Origin of the sequence: Oceanicola sp. D3, from assembly GCF_006351965.1 — a bacterium.
Lineage (GTDB): Bacteria > Pseudomonadota > Alphaproteobacteria > Rhodobacterales > Rhodobacteraceae > Vannielia.
The window spans coordinates 3,128,478-3,147,513 of record NZ_CP040932.1 but is presented as its reverse complement, the minus strand read 5'-3'; the positions used below and the strand labels follow the sequence as shown (position 1 = coordinate 3,147,513).

Here is a 19,036-nt window from a genome sequence, read left to right as displayed (position 1 = left end):
CAGGCCGGAGTAACGCCCGGCTCTGCCGGAACCGGCCCCGCCTTCCGCTGCGTTCCAGCGTGTCCGGCGGGCCACGGCCTGCGGAAAAGCATGAACAAAACGGCGTAAGCGCCAGCCAACCATGAGAATATGCGGGATATGGTGGGGGATGTCGCGGCGAGAGGAATAGATGTCTGATCCGATGTCGAATGTTGAAATCGAGGATGTGCTGTCTTCCATCCGCCGCCTGGTGTCGGAGAACGCCGCACGCCCCCGCACCGGAGCCGATGCCGCGCCCGAGGGCGAGGAAGGTGGCGAGGATGCGGGCGGGGCCGATGCCCTGCTGCTGACGCCCTCCCTGCGCGTGGAAGAAGACGAGGCCGCAGACGCGCCGGAAGAGGCCAGCGAGGCTGAGTCGCCCGCTCCAGAAGTGCCCGCCGCCGAAGAGGCGGCAGAGGCCGGTGAGCCCGCCGAGGGCGACAATGACGAAAATGCCCTCGATGCTTCGTGGCAAGAGGTGGCCAGCCCCGAGCGGGCGCTCTGGCGCGAGCCCGAAACTTTCGAATTTGAGACTGAGGCTGGCGAGGCTTCCGCCCAAGCGGAGGCCGTGGATGCCGAGGATCCGCTGCAATCGCGTGTGGAGGGGCTAGAGGCCGCCTTTGGTGCTGGCGACGAGTATGAGCCAGACGGCTCCGAGATGGCGCAGGGCGAAGAGGGCTTTGATTGGGAAGAGGAGGGCGATGAGGATACGGTCATTGATCTCTCCACCCCCGATATCCCCACCGGGCGCCTGCACTTCAAACCCGAGGCCGAGGAGGCCCGCCCACCCGAGGTGATCGAGCTTGGCCCTCCGGAAGAGCCCGCCCCGCTGGAGCCGGTCGAGGCACTTGTAGAACCGGAAGAAGAGCTGGCCGACGCGCCGGAAGAAGAGCAGTGGCCTGAGCCGGAAGAAGATTGGTCGGCCCCCGACCTGCCGCGCCCTGATGACCTCCCCGAACCCGAGCCGCCGCTTGTATTCCGCAGTGCCCAACGCCCGCCCGTGGCGGACGCCGCAAACGAGAATGTCGCCGGGCCCGAGCCCGTGGTGGCAGAGGCGCCCGCCACCGAAGAGCCAGACGAGTTCGACGAGGAATCTCTGGCCGCCTATATCGCCGAAGCCGATGAAGAGCCCGTCGCTGATCCGCAATTTGCACGGAGTGACGCCCGCGCAGAGGAAGGCGCGGCAGATGACATGCCGTTCGTTGAGGAAGGTGAGGGTGGTTTTGATGCCGATACGCCCGAGGCCGCAGATGAAGCGCTCGACGGCTACGTTGTGGGCACCGAGGCTGCATCCGGGGAGCGGGACATCGCGGATGACGCCGACCCTTGGGAGGATGCCGACTTTGACGAGGTCGATGGCGCGGAAGCAGGCCCCCTTACTGCAGCGCAAGGCGATGAGCATGGCGCTCCGGCCATCATTGACGAGGCCCTGTTGACCGATCTGGTGTCAGAGGTGGTGCGTGCCGAGCTACGTGGCCGCATGGGCGAGCGCATCACCCAGAACGTGCGCAAACTGGTGCGCCGCGAGATTGCCCGCGCGCTTGAAACCCGCGGCATTCGCTAGGGCAGGGCCCACAACGAAAAAGCGCCGGCACAAGGGCCGGCGCAATTTCATGGCAGCTTAACAGAAATTTGGGTGTGGATCAGGCAGCTTCGGCCTGTTCGGCAGCTTGGCGACGTTCGCTTTCTTCGCGCGACAGCGCGACAGAGGTACGAACCCCCTTGCCGACAAATTCCATGAGCCCGCCCACGACCCGTTCGTTGGGGTCGATCCCGGCGCAGCTCAGCACTTCACGGCCATCGCGCGACCGCGCCCAGCGGGCGATCTGCTCAGGGCCGTTGCCGTATTTCTTGTCATCCGCAATGGCGTCATCCAAGGCCGCAAGAACAACCGCCGCAAACAGTTTGCGAGCGCGTTGGCCCTGTTCCTGGTTGAAAGCCGTGCCGTCGACAAAGTCAATCATGCGTTTTCCTTGTTTTTCTTGGTCTTGAGGATGTGGCGTGTTCGCTGAATATGGTGGTTTTCGCGCGATTCGATATGCCGCCTAAGTCATAGCAGCTATGATCTGGGTGCATACCTGTACGTCACCTTCCACAGTATCTAGTCGGCTTGTCAGCCCAACAGCGGCAAGATATAGCTCCGGCCAAACCGCTTTCAAGATTTTGCCAAGGTTTCGCCACAATGCCGAAGATCAACGGAAATGAAATTCGCCCCGGGAACGTGCTCGAGCACAACGACGGGCTTTGGGTTGCCGTAAAGGTAGACCACGTGAAGCCCGGCAAGGGCGGGGCCTTCGCGCAGGTCGAGATGAAGAACCTGCGCAACGGCTCCAAACTCAACGAGCGCTTCCGCTCCGCCGACAAGGTCGAGCGGGTGCGGCTGGAGCAGAAAGACCAGCAATTTCTCTATGAAAACGATGGGATGCTGGTGTTTATGGACAATGACACCTTCGAGCAGATCGAGCTTCCCGCCGATATTCTGGGCGAGCGTCGGCCCTTTCTGCAGGACGGGATGACCATCCAGATCGAATATTACGAGATGGAAGCGCTGAGCGCGACGCTGCCCCAGAAGGTCACCTGCAAGGTGGTAGAAACCGAGCCGGTGGTGAAGGGCCAGACTGCGGCCAACAGCTTCAAGCCTGCGGTGCTGGACAATGGCGTCAAAGTCATGGTGCCGCCCTTCGTCGGTCAGGATGAAGACATCATCGTGAATACCGAAACCATGGAGTATTCCGAGCGCGCCTGAGCGGGCGTTCGCAACACTCTGTTTCCTAGCCTGTCAGAGAGGGGTGTGCGGATTCAGCGCACCCCGTTTCAGGGTTTCTGGCCGTCCCAGGTGAGCTTGGCCCCCTCGGCCTGCATCTCATCTGCCGCCCGATCAAAGCGCAGCCATGCCAAAGCGGCACCGCCAGACTGGGTGTAAAGCGTGCCAACCGGCTTTTCACCGGCCATGATCTGCGAGCCGACGGGCGCAGCACCCTCGATCGACACCCGCACAAGGCCCTTTTTCAGCTCGGTCTTGTGCTTCATCCGCGCCGTCACCTCCTGCCCCACGTAGCAGCCCTTCCGAAAATCCACGCCGTGGAGCCGTTCGAAGCACAGCTCCAGCGGGTAGCTTTCGCCCGGCACCAGCTCCACCCCGCTCTCGGGCACCACATGCGCTACGCGCAGGGCGTCCCAGTCGGTGTCATCGCCCGGCGCGCCGTTGTAGGCCCGCCAGCCCATCGCCGGGTCGCGCGGGTCGGGCCATGCGCCTTCGGGGGCCGGTCCGGTGCCGCGTGACACGGTCAGCTCGGTTTCTTCCAGCTCCACCTTGGCGCGCAGCTTGTACATCTTCAGCCGCTTCGCCAGATCAGCCGCCAGCGGCGTTGCCACATCAAGCAGCAGCGCCTCTTCGCCATCCGGCACCAGAAAGAAATCGGCCAGACACTTGCCTTGCGGCGTCAACAGCGCCGCCCAGACAAGGCCGTGCTCCAGCCCGCGCACATCATTGGTTACGAGGTTCTGCAAAAAGTCGATCCGGTCGGCCCCGGAGAGGCGAAAGACTGTACGTTCCATGCAGGCAGACATAGGGCCTTAGCCCTCCTCGGCGAATTGCAGGCGATAAAGCTCGGCATAGGTGCCGCCCTTGGCCAGCAGCTCGTCATGCGTACCGTCTTCCACCACACGGCCGGCCTGCATCACCACGATCCGGTCGGCATTGCGCACGGTCGAGAGCCTGTGGGCGATCACCAGCGTGGTGCGGCCCTCTGCGAGCTCATCGAGCGCGGCCTGCACCACCGCCTCGCTCTTGGTGTCGAGCGCCGAGGTGGCTTCGTCCAGCAGCAGGATAGGCGCGTCCCGCAGGAGCGCGCGGGCAATGGCGATGCGCTGGCGCTGCCCGCCCGAAAGGCTGGAGCCGCGCGGCCCGGCCGGGCTGTCGAGCCCTTCGGGGAAGTCTTTCACGAAGTCCGCCACATGGGCCCCATCGAGCGCCGCCTGCAGCCGATCCTCCGACACTTCGCTGCCGAGCAGGATATTCTCCCGCAGGCTTTCATCAAACAGCAGCGCCTCTTGGCTGACCATCGAGAATTGGCCGCGCAACTCCGGCAGGCTGATGGCGCTGATCGGGGTGCCGCCAAGGGTGATCTCGCCGGATTTTGGGTCAACAAGCCGGGTCAACAGGTTGAAAACCGTGGATTTCCCGGCACCCGAGGGGCCGACAAGCGCCGTGGTTTGCCCCGCCTTGGCAACCAGCGAGAGGCCGTTGAGCACCGGTGCCTCGCCGTAGTTGAGCCGGACGTCCGTGAAAACAATATCGCCGGTCTCCGCCTCTTTCGGGGTGGCGGGCGAAATCAGCGAGGGCTGCACGTCAAACATTTCGCGCACCCGGCCAAGGCTCACCTGCGCGGCCTGCCAGACGCCGCTGATCTGGCCCAGCCGGCGCAGCGGCTCAAAGGCCAGCGCCATGGCGGTGAAGAAGCTCATGAACTCGCCAACCGACTTCTGATCGTCGATGATTTCGCGCCCGCCGTAGATGAGCACGGCGAAAAAGCCGACGCCCGTCATTACGTCGATCAGGGCGGGAATCATGGCTCGGCCCACCTGATTGCGCACCTCGGTGCCCCTGCGCTCGAAGGCCAGCCCGTCAAACCGGCGCGATTGGTAGTCTTCCAGCCGGTTCAGCTTGATCGGGTTGATGCCGTGAAACACCTCATCCAGCCGGATCGACATGTGCTGCGCCAGCTGCCTGTCCCTGAGCGCGGTGCGGCGGATGTAGGCCTGCGCCAGCAGGGTCGGGGCCACCAGCAGGGGCGTGCCGATCAGGGCCACCAGCGTCCACTGCCAGTCGATCCAGAGCACCACCGCCAGCAGTGAGACCAGCGCCACCACGTCGCGCCCCAGCCCGGTGATCACCACATTGGCCACTTCGCGCACGGAGTTGGTATCGTTGGAAACCCGCTCGATCAGCGCGCCGGGCGGGTTTTTGCCGTGCCACGTGGTGTCGAGGCGCATCAGATGGGCGACGAGGCGGGTTTTCATCTTGTAGATGACGTTGGAGGCCACCCGGGCCAGCAGCAGCTTTTGGCCGACCGAGGTGAAGGCGCGGATGAGGAAGATGGCGAGAATACCAAGGCCCACCGTCCACAGCGCGCCGCTTTGCCCGGCGATGAAGACGCTGTCGAACATCGGCTTCATCATGTAGCTGAGGAAGCCCAGCATCGAGCCTTCCACGGCCATCAGCAGCCCGGCGGCCAGCAGCGCGGGCCAATGCGGGCGCAGGTAGTGCCGCCAGATCCAGGAAAAGGCACCGGGGCGCGCCGGGGTGGAGCGGGGCGCCTTGCTCACGCCGCCTCGCGGCGGTTGCGGGCGGCAAAGCTGCGCGCCACAGCCGCCGGGTCGTATTTCGTCAAAAACCATTCCTCCGCGCTGATGCCGGTGGCGATATGCTCGGCTTCCCACATGTCGACGATGTGGTCACAGACGCCGGTTTTCGTCCACTTCAGGTGCAGATAGCGCGGCGAGAGGTGCTTTCGGGCCTCCTCGATGGAGGATTTTTCAACAATCAGCTTGTAGAGCACCGAGGCGAGCCCGGCGCGGTCAGCGCCCGATTTGCAATGCATCACAAAGGGCTTGTCGATCGTCTTGAGGGTGTGGATCAGGTTCAACATCTCCTCGCGAGTGGCTGGCCGCCTTGCATAAATCTTCGCCACCACAAGGTTCAGCCCAAGCTCCCGGCAGGCCTCTTCCTCGAACAACCAGGGTGAAAACCCGCTTTCCTGACCGCGCAGGTTGAGCACGGTGGTGATCCCCATGGCCTTGTACTTTTTCAACCTTTCGGGGCTCGGATGGTTGGAGCGATAAACCCCATCCGCCACCTTGTCGAAATTGGTCCAGAAGGTGCGCAGCCACGCGTGGTCGAAGAGGTTGAAGTGCCACTTCGCCTGCCGCCGCTTCTCGGGCGTCGAGATATCGTCGCCAAAGGAGGTGCGAATGGCCCGCTCCTTGCTCTTCAGCCATTTCTTCAGCCCGTCCAGCATGGGGCTCCTTTCCAAGCGTTTCGCGGGGAATAGCCGCTGTGCCCTGCGCAAACAAGCACGCGCGGCACCGAAGCGGTGTTGACGCGGCGCGGGGCGGGCATAATGTGCGCAGAGAAGCCCCCCGGAGACTGCCCATGACTCTCGCCAACGGCCGCGAATACCTCGCCATCCCCGGCCCATCTGTGATGCCGGACCGTGTTTTGCAAGCCATGCACCGCGGCGCGCCGAATATCTACGAAGGCGCGCTTGCCGATATGGTAGATGCCATGGTGCCCGATCTGAAGGCCGTGGCGCGCACGCAGCACAATGCGGCGATCTATATTTGCAACGGCCACGGCGCATGGGAGGCGGCGCTGACCAACGTGCTTTCGCGTGGCGAAAAGGTGCTGGCGCTCTGCACCGGGCGCTTCACCCACGGCTGGGCCGATGTGGCCGAAAAGCTGGGGGCCGAGGCGGAGCGGCTGGATTTTGGCAGCCAAGGCACCGTTGACGAGGCCGCCTTTGCCGAAGCCATCGCTGCAGACAAGGACCACAAGATCAAGGCGGTGCTGGTCGCCCATGTCGATACCGCCACCTCTATTCGTAACGATATCAAGGCGCTGCGCGACATCCTCGACAAGGCCGGCCACCCCGCGCTGCTTTGCGTCGATTGCATCGCGTCGCTGGCCTGCGATGTTTTTGAGATGGATGCCTGGGGCGTCGACCTGATGGTTGCCGCCTCGCAGAAGGGGCTGATGACGCCGCCGGGCCTTGGCTTCGTTTTCTTCAACGACCGCGCCGCCGAGGCACGGGCCAAGGCCGACATGACAACGCTCTATTGGGATTGGACGCCGCGCGCCGATCCGCAGTTTTTCTACCAGTATTTTGGCGGCACCGCTCCCACACACCACCTGTTCGGCCTGCGCGAGGCGTTGAACATGATTCACGAGGAGGGGCTGGAGAACGTTTGGGAGCGGCACCGCCGCCTCTCTGGCGCGGTCTGGGCCGCCATCGAGGCTTGGGGCCAAGGCGGGCCGCTGCGCTTCAACGTCGAAGATCCGGGCCTGCGCAGCCATGCGGTCACCGCCCTCTCTATCGGGCGCGACCATGGCACGCGCCTGCGCCACTGGCTGGCCGAGAACACCGGGGTCACGCTGGGAATCGGCCTTGGCATGTATCGCCGCGACGATCCGGAGGGGAACGGCTTTTTCCGCATCGGTCATATGGGCCATCTCAACACCCATATGGTGCTCGGGGCGCTCGGCTCGATTGAGGCCGGGTTCTCGGCGCTTGGCATTGATCATGGCCGCGGCGCGCTTGAAGCCGCCGCGCGGGCCTGCGCCTAGCGCTTCAGCCGGGCAATCGCCCTGTCGAGCCCCGTGCTCACCAGCGCCACGCCCAGCCAGCCCCAATAGGCGGCCACGATGAGCAGGCCGGAAAACAGGGCAAAGCCCGCCGAGATGAGGAAGGGCAGGGTGTAGTCTTCAACCCGTCCGATGGGGCGATGGCGCATGGGGCGTCCTCCGGTGCTGGCTCAAGCCTACCTCCGGTCTACGCTGCGGCGAGTCTAATTTTCGTGAACAGATCAGCCGATTGCGGCAAGCGCCTCGGGCAGCACCCGTTCCAGCACGGCAAGTTCGGCCTCCGGGGCGGCAGAGATCCGAATGCAGCGGTCTTGCGGCGTGGCAAAAGGCATCCGCACAAACACGCCGCGCCGCCCCAGCTCGGCCACCAGCGCCTTGGCACGCTGCGCGCCGCCGTGGCAGTCGAGCGCGACGAAGTTGGTTGCCGAGGGCAGGGGGGTGAGCCCGTTGGCCGTGGCGATCTTGGCGATCCGCCGCCGTGCCGCCTCCACCTCGCCCTGCACCCGGGCAAGGTGGCCGGTGTCGGCCAGCGCCGCCAGCGCCCCGGCCTGCGCCACTCGCCCGAGGCCGAAATGGTTGCGGATCTTGTTGAAGGCGCTGATCAACTCGGGGTGGCCAATGCCGTAGCCCACGCGCAGCCCGGCCAGCCCGTAGGCCTTGGAAAAGGTGCGCAGCCGGATCACGCCCTTGTCGGATGGGTCCAGCTCCAGCAGGTCATCCTCCGGGGCAAACTCCACATAGGCCTCGTCGAGCACCAGCAGGCAGCCGTCGGGCAGGGCAGCACGCATCTCGGCCAGCGCGTCCGCGCCATGAAATGTGCCCATCGGGTTATCGGGGTTGGCGAGGTACACGATCTTGGCGTCGACCTCGGCGGCCTTGGCCACCAGCGCCTCGGTATCTTCGGCGTCTTCCCGGTAGGGCACCTTGTGCAGCACCCCGCCATAGCCCGCGACGTGGTAATTGAAGGTGGGGTAGGCCCCGTCGGAGGTGACGACAGTATCGCCCGGCGCCACCAGCAGCCGCGCGATATAGCCCAGCAGCCCGTCAATTCCCTCTCCGGCAATCACCGCCTCTGGCGCAACGCCAAGGTGGCTGCCGAGTGCACGGCGCAGGTCGTGAAACTCCGGGTCGCCATACATCCACGCGCCCCGCGCCGCCTCTCCGATGGCGCGAATGGCCGAGGGCGAGGGGCCAAAGCCCGACTCATTGGCCCCAAGCCGCGCGTCGAATTCGCGGCCTCTGGCACGTTCCTGGGTTTCGGGGCCGACGAAGGGCACGGTGGAAGGCAGGCCCTGGGCCAGATCGGTATAACGCGGGTATGTCATGGGGCGGGATTTGCGCCGAAAATGCGCGCCGGGGCAAGAGGGTTGATGGGGCAGGGGCCTCCGCCTACGTTGGCCGCCGACCAACAGGAGAGCCCGCCCCAATGCCCGACATGCCCGACATCCTCGAAACACCCCAAGGGCGGCGCATCGCCTATCACCGCACAGAGGGCGCGGCGCCGGGCGTGGTGTTTCTCGGCGGCTTCAAAAGCGACATGGGCGGCACCAAGGCGGTGCATCTGGAAGCATGGGCCAAGGCGCAGGGCCGGGCCTTTCTGCGGTTCGACTATTCCGGCCATGGTGAAAGCTCGGGTAGCTTCACCGAGGGCGCGATTGGCGATTGGGCCGAAGACGCCGCCGCGGCGATCACGGCGCTCACGCAGGGCCCGCAGGTGCTGGTGGGCTCTTCCATGGGCGGCTGGATCTCGCTGTTGATGACACAGCGCCTTGGCGAGAAGGTCGCCGGCCTCGTCACCATCGCCGCCGCCCCCGATTTTACCGAAGACAGCATGTGGGCGGGCTTTTCGGAAGCGCAGAAGGCCGAGCTGGCCGAGGCCGGGCAGGTCGCCCTTCCGTCCGACTATGGCGAGCCCTACATCATCACCCGGCGGCTGATCGAAGAGGGCCGCAACCAGCTTGTGCTGCGCGCGCCACTGCCTCTGCCCTTTCCGGTGCGAATGCTGCAGGGCACGGCGGATGCCGATGTGGATCTGTCGGTGGCGCTCCGCTTGCTGGAGCATGCCGAGGGCGAGGACATTCGCCTGACGCTGGTGAAGGGGGCCGATCACCGATTTTCCAACCCCGCGCAGCTGGCGCTGATCGAGCAGGCGGTGGAGCAGGTGCTCGCCGCGCTCTGAAAACCGGGTGAAGGTGAAGAGCCGGATGAAGAGCCAGATGAAGAGATTGTAAAATGCCAGCCGCCCGGTTGCGCGGCGCTCGGGCACCGACTACCTATCGAAGACCGGGAGAAATTTTCTGCTCCCGCCACCTTCGCAAATCCATTTCCCATCACCAGTGAGACATTCCATGAATCATGAAGCAAAAAAGATCATCCTGCGCACCCTGACGCAGCAGGTGGTGACCGAAACCATGAAGGTGCAGGCCGGGGCTTCGGTCAAAACCACCTCCACCACCCATGCCGACATCATGGTCAAGGTTGAGCGCTGGAAGGGCCAGTTGGAGATGATCCAGCGTGACCTGCGCTCCGCCGAGGGCTTTCTGACGGCGCGCTTCGGCAGCGCCCGCAAGCTGAGCTATCCTGAGCGCCAGTCCATGCGCTCGCACCGCAACAACATCGCCGGGCTGCGTGAGCAGGCGGTGGCGCTGGCGCAGGCCATTGCCGATCTGCTGGCCGCGCTCGTTGGCCCCGATCTGGCGTGGGAGAGCTTTGCCAAGGCGCTGGAGAAGCTGGTGGAGGGCGGCGACGATCTCGGCCTTTCGGCGGGTGACGCGCAGGAGTTCAGCGCTTCGATCCAGCAACTCGATGGCGCTGGTGCCGGCGGCAATTACACGCCTGCGCCGACGATGATCACCGATATCATCACGCTCTGCATTGCGATGTATGTCATCCTGACCCGGAAGAAGGGCTAGATGTTCACACTGTGTTCGCCTAGCCTTCGCCGAACAGCGGAAGGGAGCGACCATGGACCAGCGGATCAGCCTTATCACCCTTGGTGTGCGCGACCCGGAGGCGGCGGCCGGGTTTTATGAGGCGCTCGGATGGCGCCGGGTCGAGGCCCCGGACGGGGTGATCGCCTTCGATCTGATCGGGGCCACCCTCGGGCTTTACCCGCTGGAGATGCTGGCCCGCGACATGGGGGTAAACATCGAAAGCCTCGGCCATGGCGCGGCGACCTACTCCTACAACGTGCGCGAAAAGGAAGAGGTGGCCGCCCTTCTGGAGCAGGCCGAGGCGGCGGGGGCCAAGGTGCTGAAGCCTGCCCATGATATCTTCTGGGGTGGCCATATCGGCTATTTTGCCGATCCCGAAGGCCACATCTGGGAAATCGCGTGGAACCCCCATTCGCCGCTCGGCCCGAAGGGCGAGTTTCAGTGGAACGGAGCCGCCTGAGCCACCGGCGCGCGCATCTCACTCGCCTGCACTGCCGCTGAACGGCGGCTCTCCGCCCATGCGGGGCGGCCGTGTGCCCTTGCGGGGGCCGGGGCGGGGGAGTAGCCTTGCGCGCGAAGCCGCCCGGAGAGTGCGGCGCGAGGCAAGGACTGTCAGCACATGGCCGACCCCGTTGTTTTTCTCCCCGGTTTCCTTTGCGATGCCCGGGTTTTCTGGCCGCAGATCATGCATTTTTCCGCCAGCCGCGCGGTGCAGATCGGCTCCATTGCGCATGCCGACAGCGTGGGTGCGCTCGCCCAACGGGTGCTTGACGGCGCCCCCAAGCGCTTTGCCCTCTGCGGGGTGGATCTTGGCGGGATGGTGGCGATGGAGGTGCTCAACCGGGCGCCCGACCGGGTCAGCCGCATGGCGCTCATCTCCACCACCGCGCTCACCGAGCCGCCGCATATAGCCGCCGACCGCGAGCCGGGCATCATCGGCGTGCGCAACGGGCGGCTGGTTGAGGTGGCCAAGGGGATGATCGAGGGGGCGGGCATCGGCGAGGTGCCGCACCGCGACGAGGTGATAGACCTTGTGCTCGACATGGCCGAGGCGCTGGGGCCGGATGTGTTTGTGCGCCAATCCCGCGCGCTGCAACGCCGCCCTGATCCGCAGCGGGTGTTACGCAAGGCCAAGCAGCCGGTGCTGGTGATGTGCGGCGATGAAGACCAGCTCTATGGCCCCAAGCGTCACGAGTTTCTGGCAGAGCTCATTCCGAACGCCGAGCTAAAGGTGATCGCCGGGGGCGGGCACTACCTGACGCTGGAGCAGCCCTCAGCCGTCAACCACGCCCTCAAGGACTTTCTCGACGCACCGCTTGTGCTGAGGTGAAAGAGGCGGTGGGCAGATTGCCCACGCTACAGCCTGCGCACCCCCCGTAGGGTGGGCAATCTGCCCACCTTCCGTTTCCCTTAAGCGTGAGGTGGGTTTGCACCCACCATGCGCTACGAGGCTTTCTTCACCACGCGCGGCTTGGTCGCCTTCTTGGCATGGCGGCAGTTGGCGTCGATGAACTCAAGCACCAGCGGGCGAATGTTGTTGCGCCAGCTGCGGCCTGCAAAGATGCCGTAATGGCCTGCGCCCGGCTCAAGGTGGCTGGCCTTCAGGCTATCGGGCAGGCCGGTGCACAGCTCCAGCGCGGCAACGCATTGGCCGGGGGCGGAGATGTCATCATTCGCACCCTCAACCGTTTTAACGGCAACATCGGTGATCTTCGAGATATCCACCTGCTTGCCGTCGACCACAAAGACATTCCGCGCAATCTCGCGCTCCTTGAAGATCCGCTCCACGGTGGAGAGGTAGAACTCGGCCGTCATGTCCATCACGGCGAGGTATTCGTCGTAGAACTTGTTGTGCCGGTCGTTCTCGCTGGCCTCACCCTTGGCGGTGGCCACGATCTGATCGAAGAAGGCGGTGGAATGGGTGTCGGCGTTCATCGTGATGAAGCTCGCCAGCTGTTGCAGGCCGGGGTAAACCAGCCGCCCCGCACCGCGATGTTTGAAGCCGACGCGCTGGATCACATGCCGCTCAAGTTGGCCCATCGTGACCGAGCGTCCAAAGTCCGTCACCTCGGTGGGGGCGGCACCCGGGTCGATCGGGCCGCCGATCAGGGTCAGCGTGTTGGGCTGCGCCTCCGGGTCTTCCTCGGCGAGATATGCGGTTGCCGCCAGCGCGATGGGCGCGGGCTGGCACACGGCGATCACGTGGGTGTCGGGGCCCATCTCGCGCAGGAAATCGACGAGGTAGAGCGTGTAATCCTCCACGTCGAACTTGCCTTCGCTCACCGGAATGTCGCGCGCATTGTGCCAGTCGGTGATGTAAACTTCGCAATCGGGCAGCAGGCTGACGACCGTGGAGCGCAGCAGCGTGGCGTAGTGCCCGCTCATCGGGGCCACCAGCAAAACCTTGCGCGGTTTCTCTTCGCGGCCCATCACGTTGAAGTGGATCAGATCGCCAAAGGGCCGCTCCACCACGGTTTCGATGTCCACCAGATGGTCGCGCCCATCTTCGCCCACCACATGGCTGATGTTCCAGTCGGGCTTGGTGATCATCCTCGCAAAACTGCGCTCGGTCACTTCGCCCCAAGCGGCAGTCATCGCCACGAAGGGGTTGGTCGATAGCCCGAAGGCCGGATAGGAGTAGAGGGCCTTGGCGGAAGCGCCAAGCCATTGGTTGGTGATGCGAAGGGTCTCCATCACATCATAGCTCATCATGCTCTTCATTTCGCGCCTTTCCTTGCCCGTCAGCACCGATATGCCGGCGGGGCAACATGCCGCTTGCCCCTCCCAAGCTTGCGGCGCTACGTTTTAAAGAGAAGTTAGGGGGGAATGATTATCATGACAACTGACGAAACCGACGCACCGGTCGATCCCTCCAAGCTGGAGGAGAACCTGGCCAAGATAGAGGTGTTATCGCAACGGCTTGTCGCCGCCCTGAGCCACCAGCGGCAGGTTGCCCCTTCGCTGCAAGGCCCCAGCCCCGAGCTTTATGCCAAGGCCGCTGCCGCCTACTGGCAGGAGATGATGTCGAATCCCTCCAAGATTTTCGAGCAGCAGGTCAGCTATTGGGGCAAGACGCTCAAGCATTACATCGACAGCCAGCAGCAGCTGGCACAGGGCAAACTGGAGGCACCGGAAGACGAATCTGGCCCAGATCCTCGGTTTTCCTCCCCGCTTTGGCGCTCTCACCCCTACTTCAACTACATCAAGCAGCAGTACATGTTCTCCTCCGAGGCCATCGGAAACGCGGTGCAGGAGCTGGACGGGCTGGAGCAGGACGACAAGCGGCGGCTTGAGTATTTCTCCAAACAGATCATCGACCTGATGAGCCCCACCAACTTTCTGGCCACCAACCCCGAGGCGCTGGAGCGCGCGGTGGAAACGGATGGGCAGAGCTTGGTCGACGGGCTGGAAAACCTCGTGCGCGACCTTGAAGACCACCACGGTGACTTCGTGGTCAACCTCGCCGACAAGGATGCCTTCAAGGTCGGCGGCAACATCGGCACCACCGAGGGCGAGGTGGTGTTTCGCAACCGCATGTTCGAGCTCATCCAATATGCGCCCGCGACCGACAAGCAATATGCCACCCCGCTCATCATCTTCCCGCCGTGGATCAACAAGTTCTACATTCTCGACCTGAAGCCGCAGAACTCGCTGATCAAATGGATCACCGAGCAGGGCTACACGCTCTTTGTGGTGAGCTGGGTCAACCCCGATGCGGGCTATGCCGATGTGGGCATGAGCAACTACATCGAAGAGGGCTACCTGGCCGCGATGAAGGAGGTGAAGGCGATCACCGGCGAGAAGCAGGTGAACGTGGTTGGCTATTGCATCGCGGGCACCACGCTGGCGCTTACCCTGTCGCTGATGAAGCAGCGCGGCGATGACACGGTGAAGAGCGCCACCTTCTTTACCACCCTCACCGACTTTTCCGATCAAGGCGAGGTGGGGGTGTTTCTGACCGATGATTTTGTCGATGGCATCGAGGCGGAGGTGACGGAGCGGGGCTATCTCGACAGTTTCTACATGTCTCGCACCTTCTCCTTCCTGCGCTCGAACGACCTCATCTACCGCCCCGCCATCCGCAGCTACATGATGGGCGAGGCCCCGCCCGCCTTCGATTTGCTCTATTGGAATGGCGACAGCACCAACCTGCCAGCCAAGATGTCGGTCGAATACCTGCGCAAACTTTGCCAGAACGACGAGCTGGCCAAGGGGGAGATCGAGCTGTGCGATGCCCGCTTGGCTCTGTCGGATATCGACGTGCCGGTCTGCGCCATTGCCTGCGAGACCGATCACATCGCCGCGTGGAAATCGAGCTATCGCGGGGTGCAGCAGATGGGGTCGAAGGACAAAACCTTCATCCTCTCCGAAAGCGGCCACATCGCCGGCATCGTCAACCCGCCGTCCAAAAAGAAGTATGGCCATTACACCAACCCCGACATGACCGTCGATCCGGACGCATGGCAGGCGGCGGCGGAGTTTAACGAAGGCTCCTGGTGGCCCCGCTGGGAGAGCTGGCTGCGCAAGCGCTCCGGCAAGAAGCTGGACGCCCGCACACCCGGCGATTCCAGCCATCCTGCACTCGCAAAAGCGCCCGGCACCTATGTGGTTTCTGGTAAGTAGCTGATTTTCCGGCAAACTAATTTTTGCTGCAGTGCAGAATAAACCTTGAAATTCTGCACTGCAGCATGTATCTATCTTCTCGAAGACAACGCCCGGAAAGGTGCACAGCGCACCGAAAAACATCGGTGCCCGCCGCACCAAAAGGAGATAGACCAATGGCCAAGACCACGAACGACATGACCAAGATGATGCAAGACATGATGTCCGCTTTCCCCGTGGACGCCACTGCCATGCAGGACGCTTTCAAATCTTCCGCCGCTCTCGGCGAGAAGCTCTCCTCGGTTGCTCTCGAAGCTGCCTCCATCTCCACCGAGATCTCCTCGAAGTGGACGAAGGAAACCATCGAGAAAGCCACCGCCCTGACCAAAGTCAAAGGTGAGCCCACCGACTACACCAAAGCCATGACCGACTTCGCTTCGGCCCAAGCCGAAATGACTGCCGAAAACATGGCCGCCTTCGCCGAAGTTGCGAAGAAGGTGCAAATGGAAACCGTCGAGCTGATGCTGGCCGCCGGCAAGGACTTCTCCGAAGAAGCCACCGCCGCCGTCAAGAAAGCCACTTCCGACGTGACCACGGCTGCCAAGAAAGCCGCTGCCGCCAAGTAAGGCGCACATCAAAAGCTTCGCGCCCTTCCTCCTCCCTAAGGGCGCGCACAAGTGGGCGGACCTCCCGGGTCCGCCCATTCTTGTTTTCGGGTGCTCGTTCTAAACGCTTTCTTTTTCAGAAATGCTGCACTACGCTCACCTTCGCTGCACTGCAATATGGGGAGATTTTGCATGTCGGACGATAAGGCTCCACTGCTTATCAAGCGCTACGCAAGCCGACGGCTCTACAACACCGAGACGTCCGACTACGTGACGCTTGAAGATATCTCCAACTTCATCCGTGATGGCCGGGAGGTGCAGATCGTCGACCTGAAATCGGGCGATGACCTTACCCGGCAGTATCTGCTCCAGATCATCGCCGAGCATGAAAGCAAGGGCGACAACGTGCTGCCCACCGGCGTGCTCACCGACCTCGTGCGCAGCTACGCCAGCCAGGCCCAATCGGTGGTGCCCCAGTTCCTCGCGGCCTCTTTCGAGATGCTGCAAAACGGGCAGAGCACGATCATGGAGAACATGACCAAGATAAACCCGATGGCCTCCATGCCCGGGTTTGACGCCATGCGCGCGCAGCAAGAGGCGTTTCTCAAGGCCATGACCGGCGGGCAAACCCCCTTCGGCATGTCCGGCCCCGCCCCCGAAGGCAGCGCCCCCCCGGCCTCAGCGGCGTCTCCCGCCAAGGACGGGCAGGATCTTGACGAGATCAAGAGCCAGCTTGCCGCATTGCAGGAGCAGCTCTCCAAGTTGGGCAAGTAAGCGCCAGAGCCTTGTCCGCACCCGACCTCGCAATCCTCGCCGCCGTGCTTCTTGCCGGCGGCGTTTTGCTGTCCCCCCGCATCGCCCGCGCCGAGAGCTGGCGCGCGATCGTCACCCCGCTGGCCTCGATCATCGGCTCTGGGTTCCTCGTCCTCGGCCCGCTGCTCGATCACAAGTATGGCGCATGGGCCCCCGCCGTCATGGCCGCCCTTTGCACCCTTGCCTGGGGTTTCGGTGCCGCCATCCGTCGCAACATCGCCCGGATCGAAGAGGGCGCGCGCCCCGCGGCCGACATCCATATCGAAACGCTGGCCTCATGGGCGCTCGCCTTCGCCTATGTCATTTCGGTTGCTTACTACCTCAACCTCTTCGGCAGCTTCGCCGTCAATCTCACCCCGTTCGACAGCCCCCTCGCCGCCCGCCTGACGACCTCCGCCGCCTACGCGCTGATTCTCGCCACCGGCTGGGCCTGGGGCTTCTCGGCGCTGGAGGGGATGGAGAAATACGCCGTCACCCTCAAGCTCGCCATCATCGCCGGGCTGCTCGTCGGCCTCGCCGTCTATTTCGCGCAGAAGGCCGGGGCAGGGGGGCTCACCGTCAAACCGGTGCTGGTGGCCCCTTGGGAGGCGCTGACCCTCGGAATGGGCCTCATCGTGACCGTGCAGGGGTTTGAAACCTCGCGCTACCTCGGCCTCAGTTACAGCGCGCCGCGGCGTATCGCCTCCATGCGCCAAGCCCAGTTCATCGCCGCCGCGATCTACATGGCCTACATCCTGCTCGCCGCCTATGTCCTCCCGTCCGGCCAGATCGAAACCTCCGAAACCGCGATCATCGACATGATGCGGGTTGTCGCCCCGATCCTGCCGCCCCTGCTGGTGGCCGCCGCGCTGGCCGCGCAGTTCTCGGCCGCCGTGGCCGATACCGGCGGCTCCGGCGGCCTCGCCTCCGAGCTCACGCGCGGCCGCCTCTCCGAGCCCTTGGCCTACGCGATTCTTACCGCCGTCGGCCTCGTGCTGACTTGGGGCTTCCACGTCTTTGAAATCATCGCCTTCGCCAGCAGGGCATTCGCGCTCTACTACGCGCTGCAAAGCCTGCTCGCCGCCCGTGCCAGCACCGGCCCTCGCGCCGCGCTTTTCTATGGCCTTGCCGCCACCGGCACCGCCATCGCGATCCTTGGCCAATCCGCAGAAGCCGGTTGACCCAGAATCAAGGTTAATGCGCCGCCCCGATCAGACGCGCCGCCCTGTTCCTTGGCGTGCTCTAGATATCTCCGGGGGGTGCCCGCCTCAGGCGACCTCGGCAAACACCTTGCCCAAGGCCCCTTCCAGCTTCTCGAACATCTCCGCCATCTGCCCCTCGGTCATGATGAACGGCGGGCAGAGCACAATGCTTTGCCCCAGCGGGCGGCAGATCAGCCCCTCATCCGTGCAGGCATTCGCAATCCGCTCGCTGACCGAGAGCGACCCATCGAACGGCCGCTTCGTCTCCTTGTCGGCCACCGCTTCCAGCGCCCCCATCAGCCCGCGCCCGCGCACCTCACCGATGTTGGCATTCTCCCCGATCCGGGCCATCCCGGCCTCAAACAACGGCGTCAGCTCGCGCACCCGCTCGATCAGCCCTTCGTTCAGGATCACGTCGATTGCCTTCAGTGCAATCGCGCAGCCCACCGGATGCCCGCTTGCGGTGAACCCGTGCGGGAATTCCTCGATCGCCTCGCATGCCGCCTGCACCCGGTCGGCCAGCTCTGGCCCGAGGATCACCGCGCCCATCGGGAAGAACCCTGCCGTCAGCGCCTTCGAACTGATGATCGCATCTGGCGTGAACCCGTAGCTGTCACAGCCCCAAACCTCGCCCGTGCGTCCGAACCCGCAAATCACCTCATCCGAGATCAGCGGTATCCCGTGCCGCTTCAGCACCGCCTGAATCGCCTGAAAATATCCCTCAGGCGCCGGGATCACCCCGCCAGCCCCCAGCACCGGCTCTGCGAAGAAACCTGCAATCGTATCGGCCCCCTCGCGGGCGATCACATCCTCAAGCTCAGCCGCCAGCCGCGCGACAAACTCCGCCTCGCTCTCTCCCGGCAGCCCTTCACGCCAGTAATGCGGGCAGGTGAGGTGCAAGAATCCCTCCAGCGGCAGCCCGAAGACCTCGTTGTAAGGCTTGCCCGTCATCGACGCGCTCACCGCCGTCACCCCGTGATAGGCGCCTTTGCGGGTCAGGATCTTGCGGCGCTGCGGCTTGTCCTCGGCCCCGGCGAGGAACCAGAGCATCTTGACCATCGTGTCATTCGCCTCGCTCCCCGAGTTGGTGTAAAACACCCGCCCGCGGTCAAACGGCGAAACCTCCACCAGCTTCTCCGAGAGCATCACCGTCTGGTCGCTCATCCGCCCAAAGAAGGCGTGGTAGCCGGGGAAGCGCGCATAGGCCTCCTGCGCCGCCTGCGTCAGGCCCGGATGGTCGAAGCCGGCAACCATGTTCCAGAGGCCCGAGTTCGCATCGAGATAGCGCCGCCCGTGCACGTCCACCACATAGGGGCCTTCCCCATGGGTCAGCACCACCGTTCCGCGGTCATGGATAGTGGGCAGATCGGTGAAGCCATAAAGGGTGGCGGCCTCGGCGCGGGCCTCCCAGCTTTGCGCGGCATGTGTCATGGAGCCTCCGGAAGATGTGGTGGTGTCGCCGCGACCCTGACGCAGTTGCGCCCCCTCCGCAATGGCCATAGCGTGCGGCTCATCCAAGGA

The 19,036-nt window shown here is 64.0% G+C and carries 19 protein-coding genes; 11 read left to right on the top strand and 8 right to left on the bottom strand.

Translation table 11 applies throughout. From position 1 onward, the window contains the following. Positions 1 to 169 precede the first annotated feature (169 nt). The gene (locus FHY55_RS15755) at positions 170 to 1,582 is read left to right on the top strand and encodes a hypothetical protein (RefSeq protein WP_140015095.1); all 1,413 of its coding nucleotides are present in this window, start codon (positions 170 to 172) and stop codon (positions 1,580 to 1,582) included. Between the two features lie 79 nt (positions 1,583 to 1,661). On the opposite strand, the gene FHY55_RS15750 is transcribed toward FHY55_RS15755, so the two are convergent. After that, a complete protein-coding gene (locus FHY55_RS15750; RefSeq protein ID WP_140015094.1) occupies positions 1,662 to 1,982 on the bottom strand; it encodes a DUF6280 family protein in 321 nt (106 codons plus the stop codon). Between the two features lie 218 nt (positions 1,983 to 2,200). Between FHY55_RS15750 and efp the strand changes: the two genes are divergently transcribed. Next, positions 2,201 to 2,764: an elongation factor P gene (efp, locus tag FHY55_RS15745; protein WP_140015093.1), complete on the top strand. Its 564-nt coding sequence runs from the start codon at positions 2,201 to 2,203 to the stop codon at positions 2,762 to 2,764. 68 nt (positions 2,765 to 2,832) lie between these two features. On the opposite strand, the gene FHY55_RS15740 is transcribed toward efp, so the two are convergent. From FHY55_RS15740 to FHY55_RS15730, 3 genes are read right to left on the bottom strand one after another with little or no spacing between them, the layout of a single operon-like run. Further along, positions 2,833 to 3,576, bottom strand: a complete 744-nt coding sequence (locus FHY55_RS15740; RefSeq protein WP_140015092.1) for a folate-binding protein YgfZ — start codon at positions 3,574 to 3,576, stop codon at positions 2,833 to 2,835. Between the two features lie 18 nt (positions 3,577 to 3,594). Next, on the bottom strand, positions 3,595 to 5,346 hold the full coding sequence (locus FHY55_RS15735; RefSeq protein ID WP_254695342.1) for an ABC transporter ATP-binding protein: 1,752 nt from the start codon (positions 5,344 to 5,346) through the stop codon (positions 3,595 to 3,597). Continuing rightward, positions 5,343 to 6,053, bottom strand: coding sequence for a tyrosine-protein phosphatase (locus FHY55_RS15730; RefSeq protein ID WP_254695341.1), 711 nt, complete (start codon positions 6,051 to 6,053; stop codon positions 5,343 to 5,345). The genes FHY55_RS15735 and FHY55_RS15730 overlap by 4 nt, the downstream gene beginning before the upstream one ends. A gap of 119 nt (positions 6,054 to 6,172) precedes the next feature. On the opposite strand from FHY55_RS15730, the gene FHY55_RS15725 reads away from it, so the two are divergent. Beyond that, positions 6,173 to 7,363, top strand: a complete 1,191-nt coding sequence (locus FHY55_RS15725; protein ID WP_140015090.1) for an alanine--glyoxylate aminotransferase family protein — start codon at positions 6,173 to 6,175, stop codon at positions 7,361 to 7,363. Here FHY55_RS15725 and FHY55_RS20575 read toward each other — a convergent pair. Further along, positions 7,360 to 7,530 (bottom strand): hypothetical protein, encoded by a 171-nt coding sequence (locus tag FHY55_RS20575; RefSeq protein ID WP_168223027.1) that lies wholly within the window; start codon positions 7,528 to 7,530, stop codon positions 7,360 to 7,362. The genes FHY55_RS15725 and FHY55_RS20575 overlap by 4 nt on opposite strands. A gap of 72 nt (positions 7,531 to 7,602) precedes the next feature. Beyond that, positions 7,603 to 8,706 (bottom strand): pyridoxal phosphate-dependent aminotransferase, encoded by a 1,104-nt coding sequence (locus FHY55_RS15720; RefSeq protein ID WP_140015089.1) that lies wholly within the window; start codon positions 8,704 to 8,706, stop codon positions 7,603 to 7,605. A gap of 110 nt (positions 8,707 to 8,816) precedes the next feature. Between FHY55_RS15720 and FHY55_RS15715 the strand changes: the two genes are divergently transcribed. The 4 genes from FHY55_RS15715 to FHY55_RS15700 all read left to right on the top strand — a co-directional run bounded on the left by FHY55_RS15715 (position 8,817) and on the right by FHY55_RS15700 (position 11,644). Next, positions 8,817 to 9,560 carry a carboxylesterase gene (locus tag FHY55_RS15715; protein WP_140016148.1) on the top strand — a complete coding sequence of 248 codons (744 nt, stop codon included), beginning with the start codon at positions 8,817 to 8,819 and terminating at the stop codon, positions 9,558 to 9,560. A 169-nt stretch (positions 9,561 to 9,729) separates the two neighbouring features. Then, complete coding sequence (locus FHY55_RS15710) at positions 9,730 to 10,293, top strand: hypothetical protein (protein ID WP_140015088.1); 564 nt, start codon at positions 9,730 to 9,732, stop codon at positions 10,291 to 10,293. A 52-nt stretch (positions 10,294 to 10,345) separates the two neighbouring features. After that, on the top strand, positions 10,346 to 10,774 hold the full coding sequence (locus FHY55_RS15705; protein ID WP_140015087.1) for a VOC family protein: 429 nt from the start codon (positions 10,346 to 10,348) through the stop codon (positions 10,772 to 10,774). Positions 10,775 to 10,933: 159 nt separating this feature from the next. After that, entirely contained in the window at positions 10,934 to 11,644 is a 711-nt protein-coding gene (locus FHY55_RS15700) for an alpha/beta fold hydrolase (protein WP_140015086.1), read from the top strand. A 113-nt stretch (positions 11,645 to 11,757) separates the two neighbouring features. Here FHY55_RS15700 and phaZ read toward each other — a convergent pair whose 3' ends face one another. After that, positions 11,758 to 13,035: a polyhydroxyalkanoate depolymerase gene (gene phaZ / locus FHY55_RS15695; RefSeq protein ID WP_140015085.1), complete on the bottom strand. Its 1,278-nt coding sequence runs from the start codon at positions 13,033 to 13,035 to the stop codon at positions 11,758 to 11,760. Between the two features lie 114 nt (positions 13,036 to 13,149). Here phaZ and FHY55_RS15690 point away from each other — a divergent pair, with 114 nt between their 5' ends. The 4 genes from FHY55_RS15690 (at position 13,150) to FHY55_RS15675 (ending at position 17,494) form a co-directional block, all read left to right on the top strand. Next, complete coding sequence (locus tag FHY55_RS15690) at positions 13,150 to 14,937, top strand: alpha/beta hydrolase (protein WP_140016147.1); 1,788 nt, start codon at positions 13,150 to 13,152, stop codon at positions 14,935 to 14,937. Positions 14,938 to 15,092: 155 nt separating this feature from the next. Further along, a complete protein-coding gene (locus tag FHY55_RS15685) occupies positions 15,093 to 15,542 on the top strand; it encodes a phasin, PhaP (RefSeq protein ID WP_140015084.1) in 450 nt (149 codons plus the stop codon). A 171-nt stretch (positions 15,543 to 15,713) separates the two neighbouring features. After that, the gene (gene phaR, locus FHY55_RS15680) at positions 15,714 to 16,295 is read left to right on the top strand and encodes a polyhydroxyalkanoate synthesis repressor PhaR (protein ID WP_140015083.1); all 582 of its coding nucleotides are present in this window, start codon (positions 15,714 to 15,716) and stop codon (positions 16,293 to 16,295) included. Between the two features lie 11 nt (positions 16,296 to 16,306). After that, complete coding sequence (locus tag FHY55_RS15675) at positions 16,307 to 17,494, top strand: hypothetical protein (protein WP_140015082.1); 1,188 nt, start codon at positions 16,307 to 16,309, stop codon at positions 17,492 to 17,494. An 87-nt stretch (positions 17,495 to 17,581) separates the two neighbouring features. On the opposite strand, the gene FHY55_RS15670 is transcribed toward FHY55_RS15675, so the two are convergent. Then, complete coding sequence (locus FHY55_RS15670; RefSeq protein ID WP_140015081.1) at positions 17,582 to 18,946, bottom strand: aminotransferase; 1,365 nt, start codon at positions 18,944 to 18,946, stop codon at positions 17,582 to 17,584. Between the last annotated feature and the right edge of the window lie 90 nt (positions 18,947 to 19,036).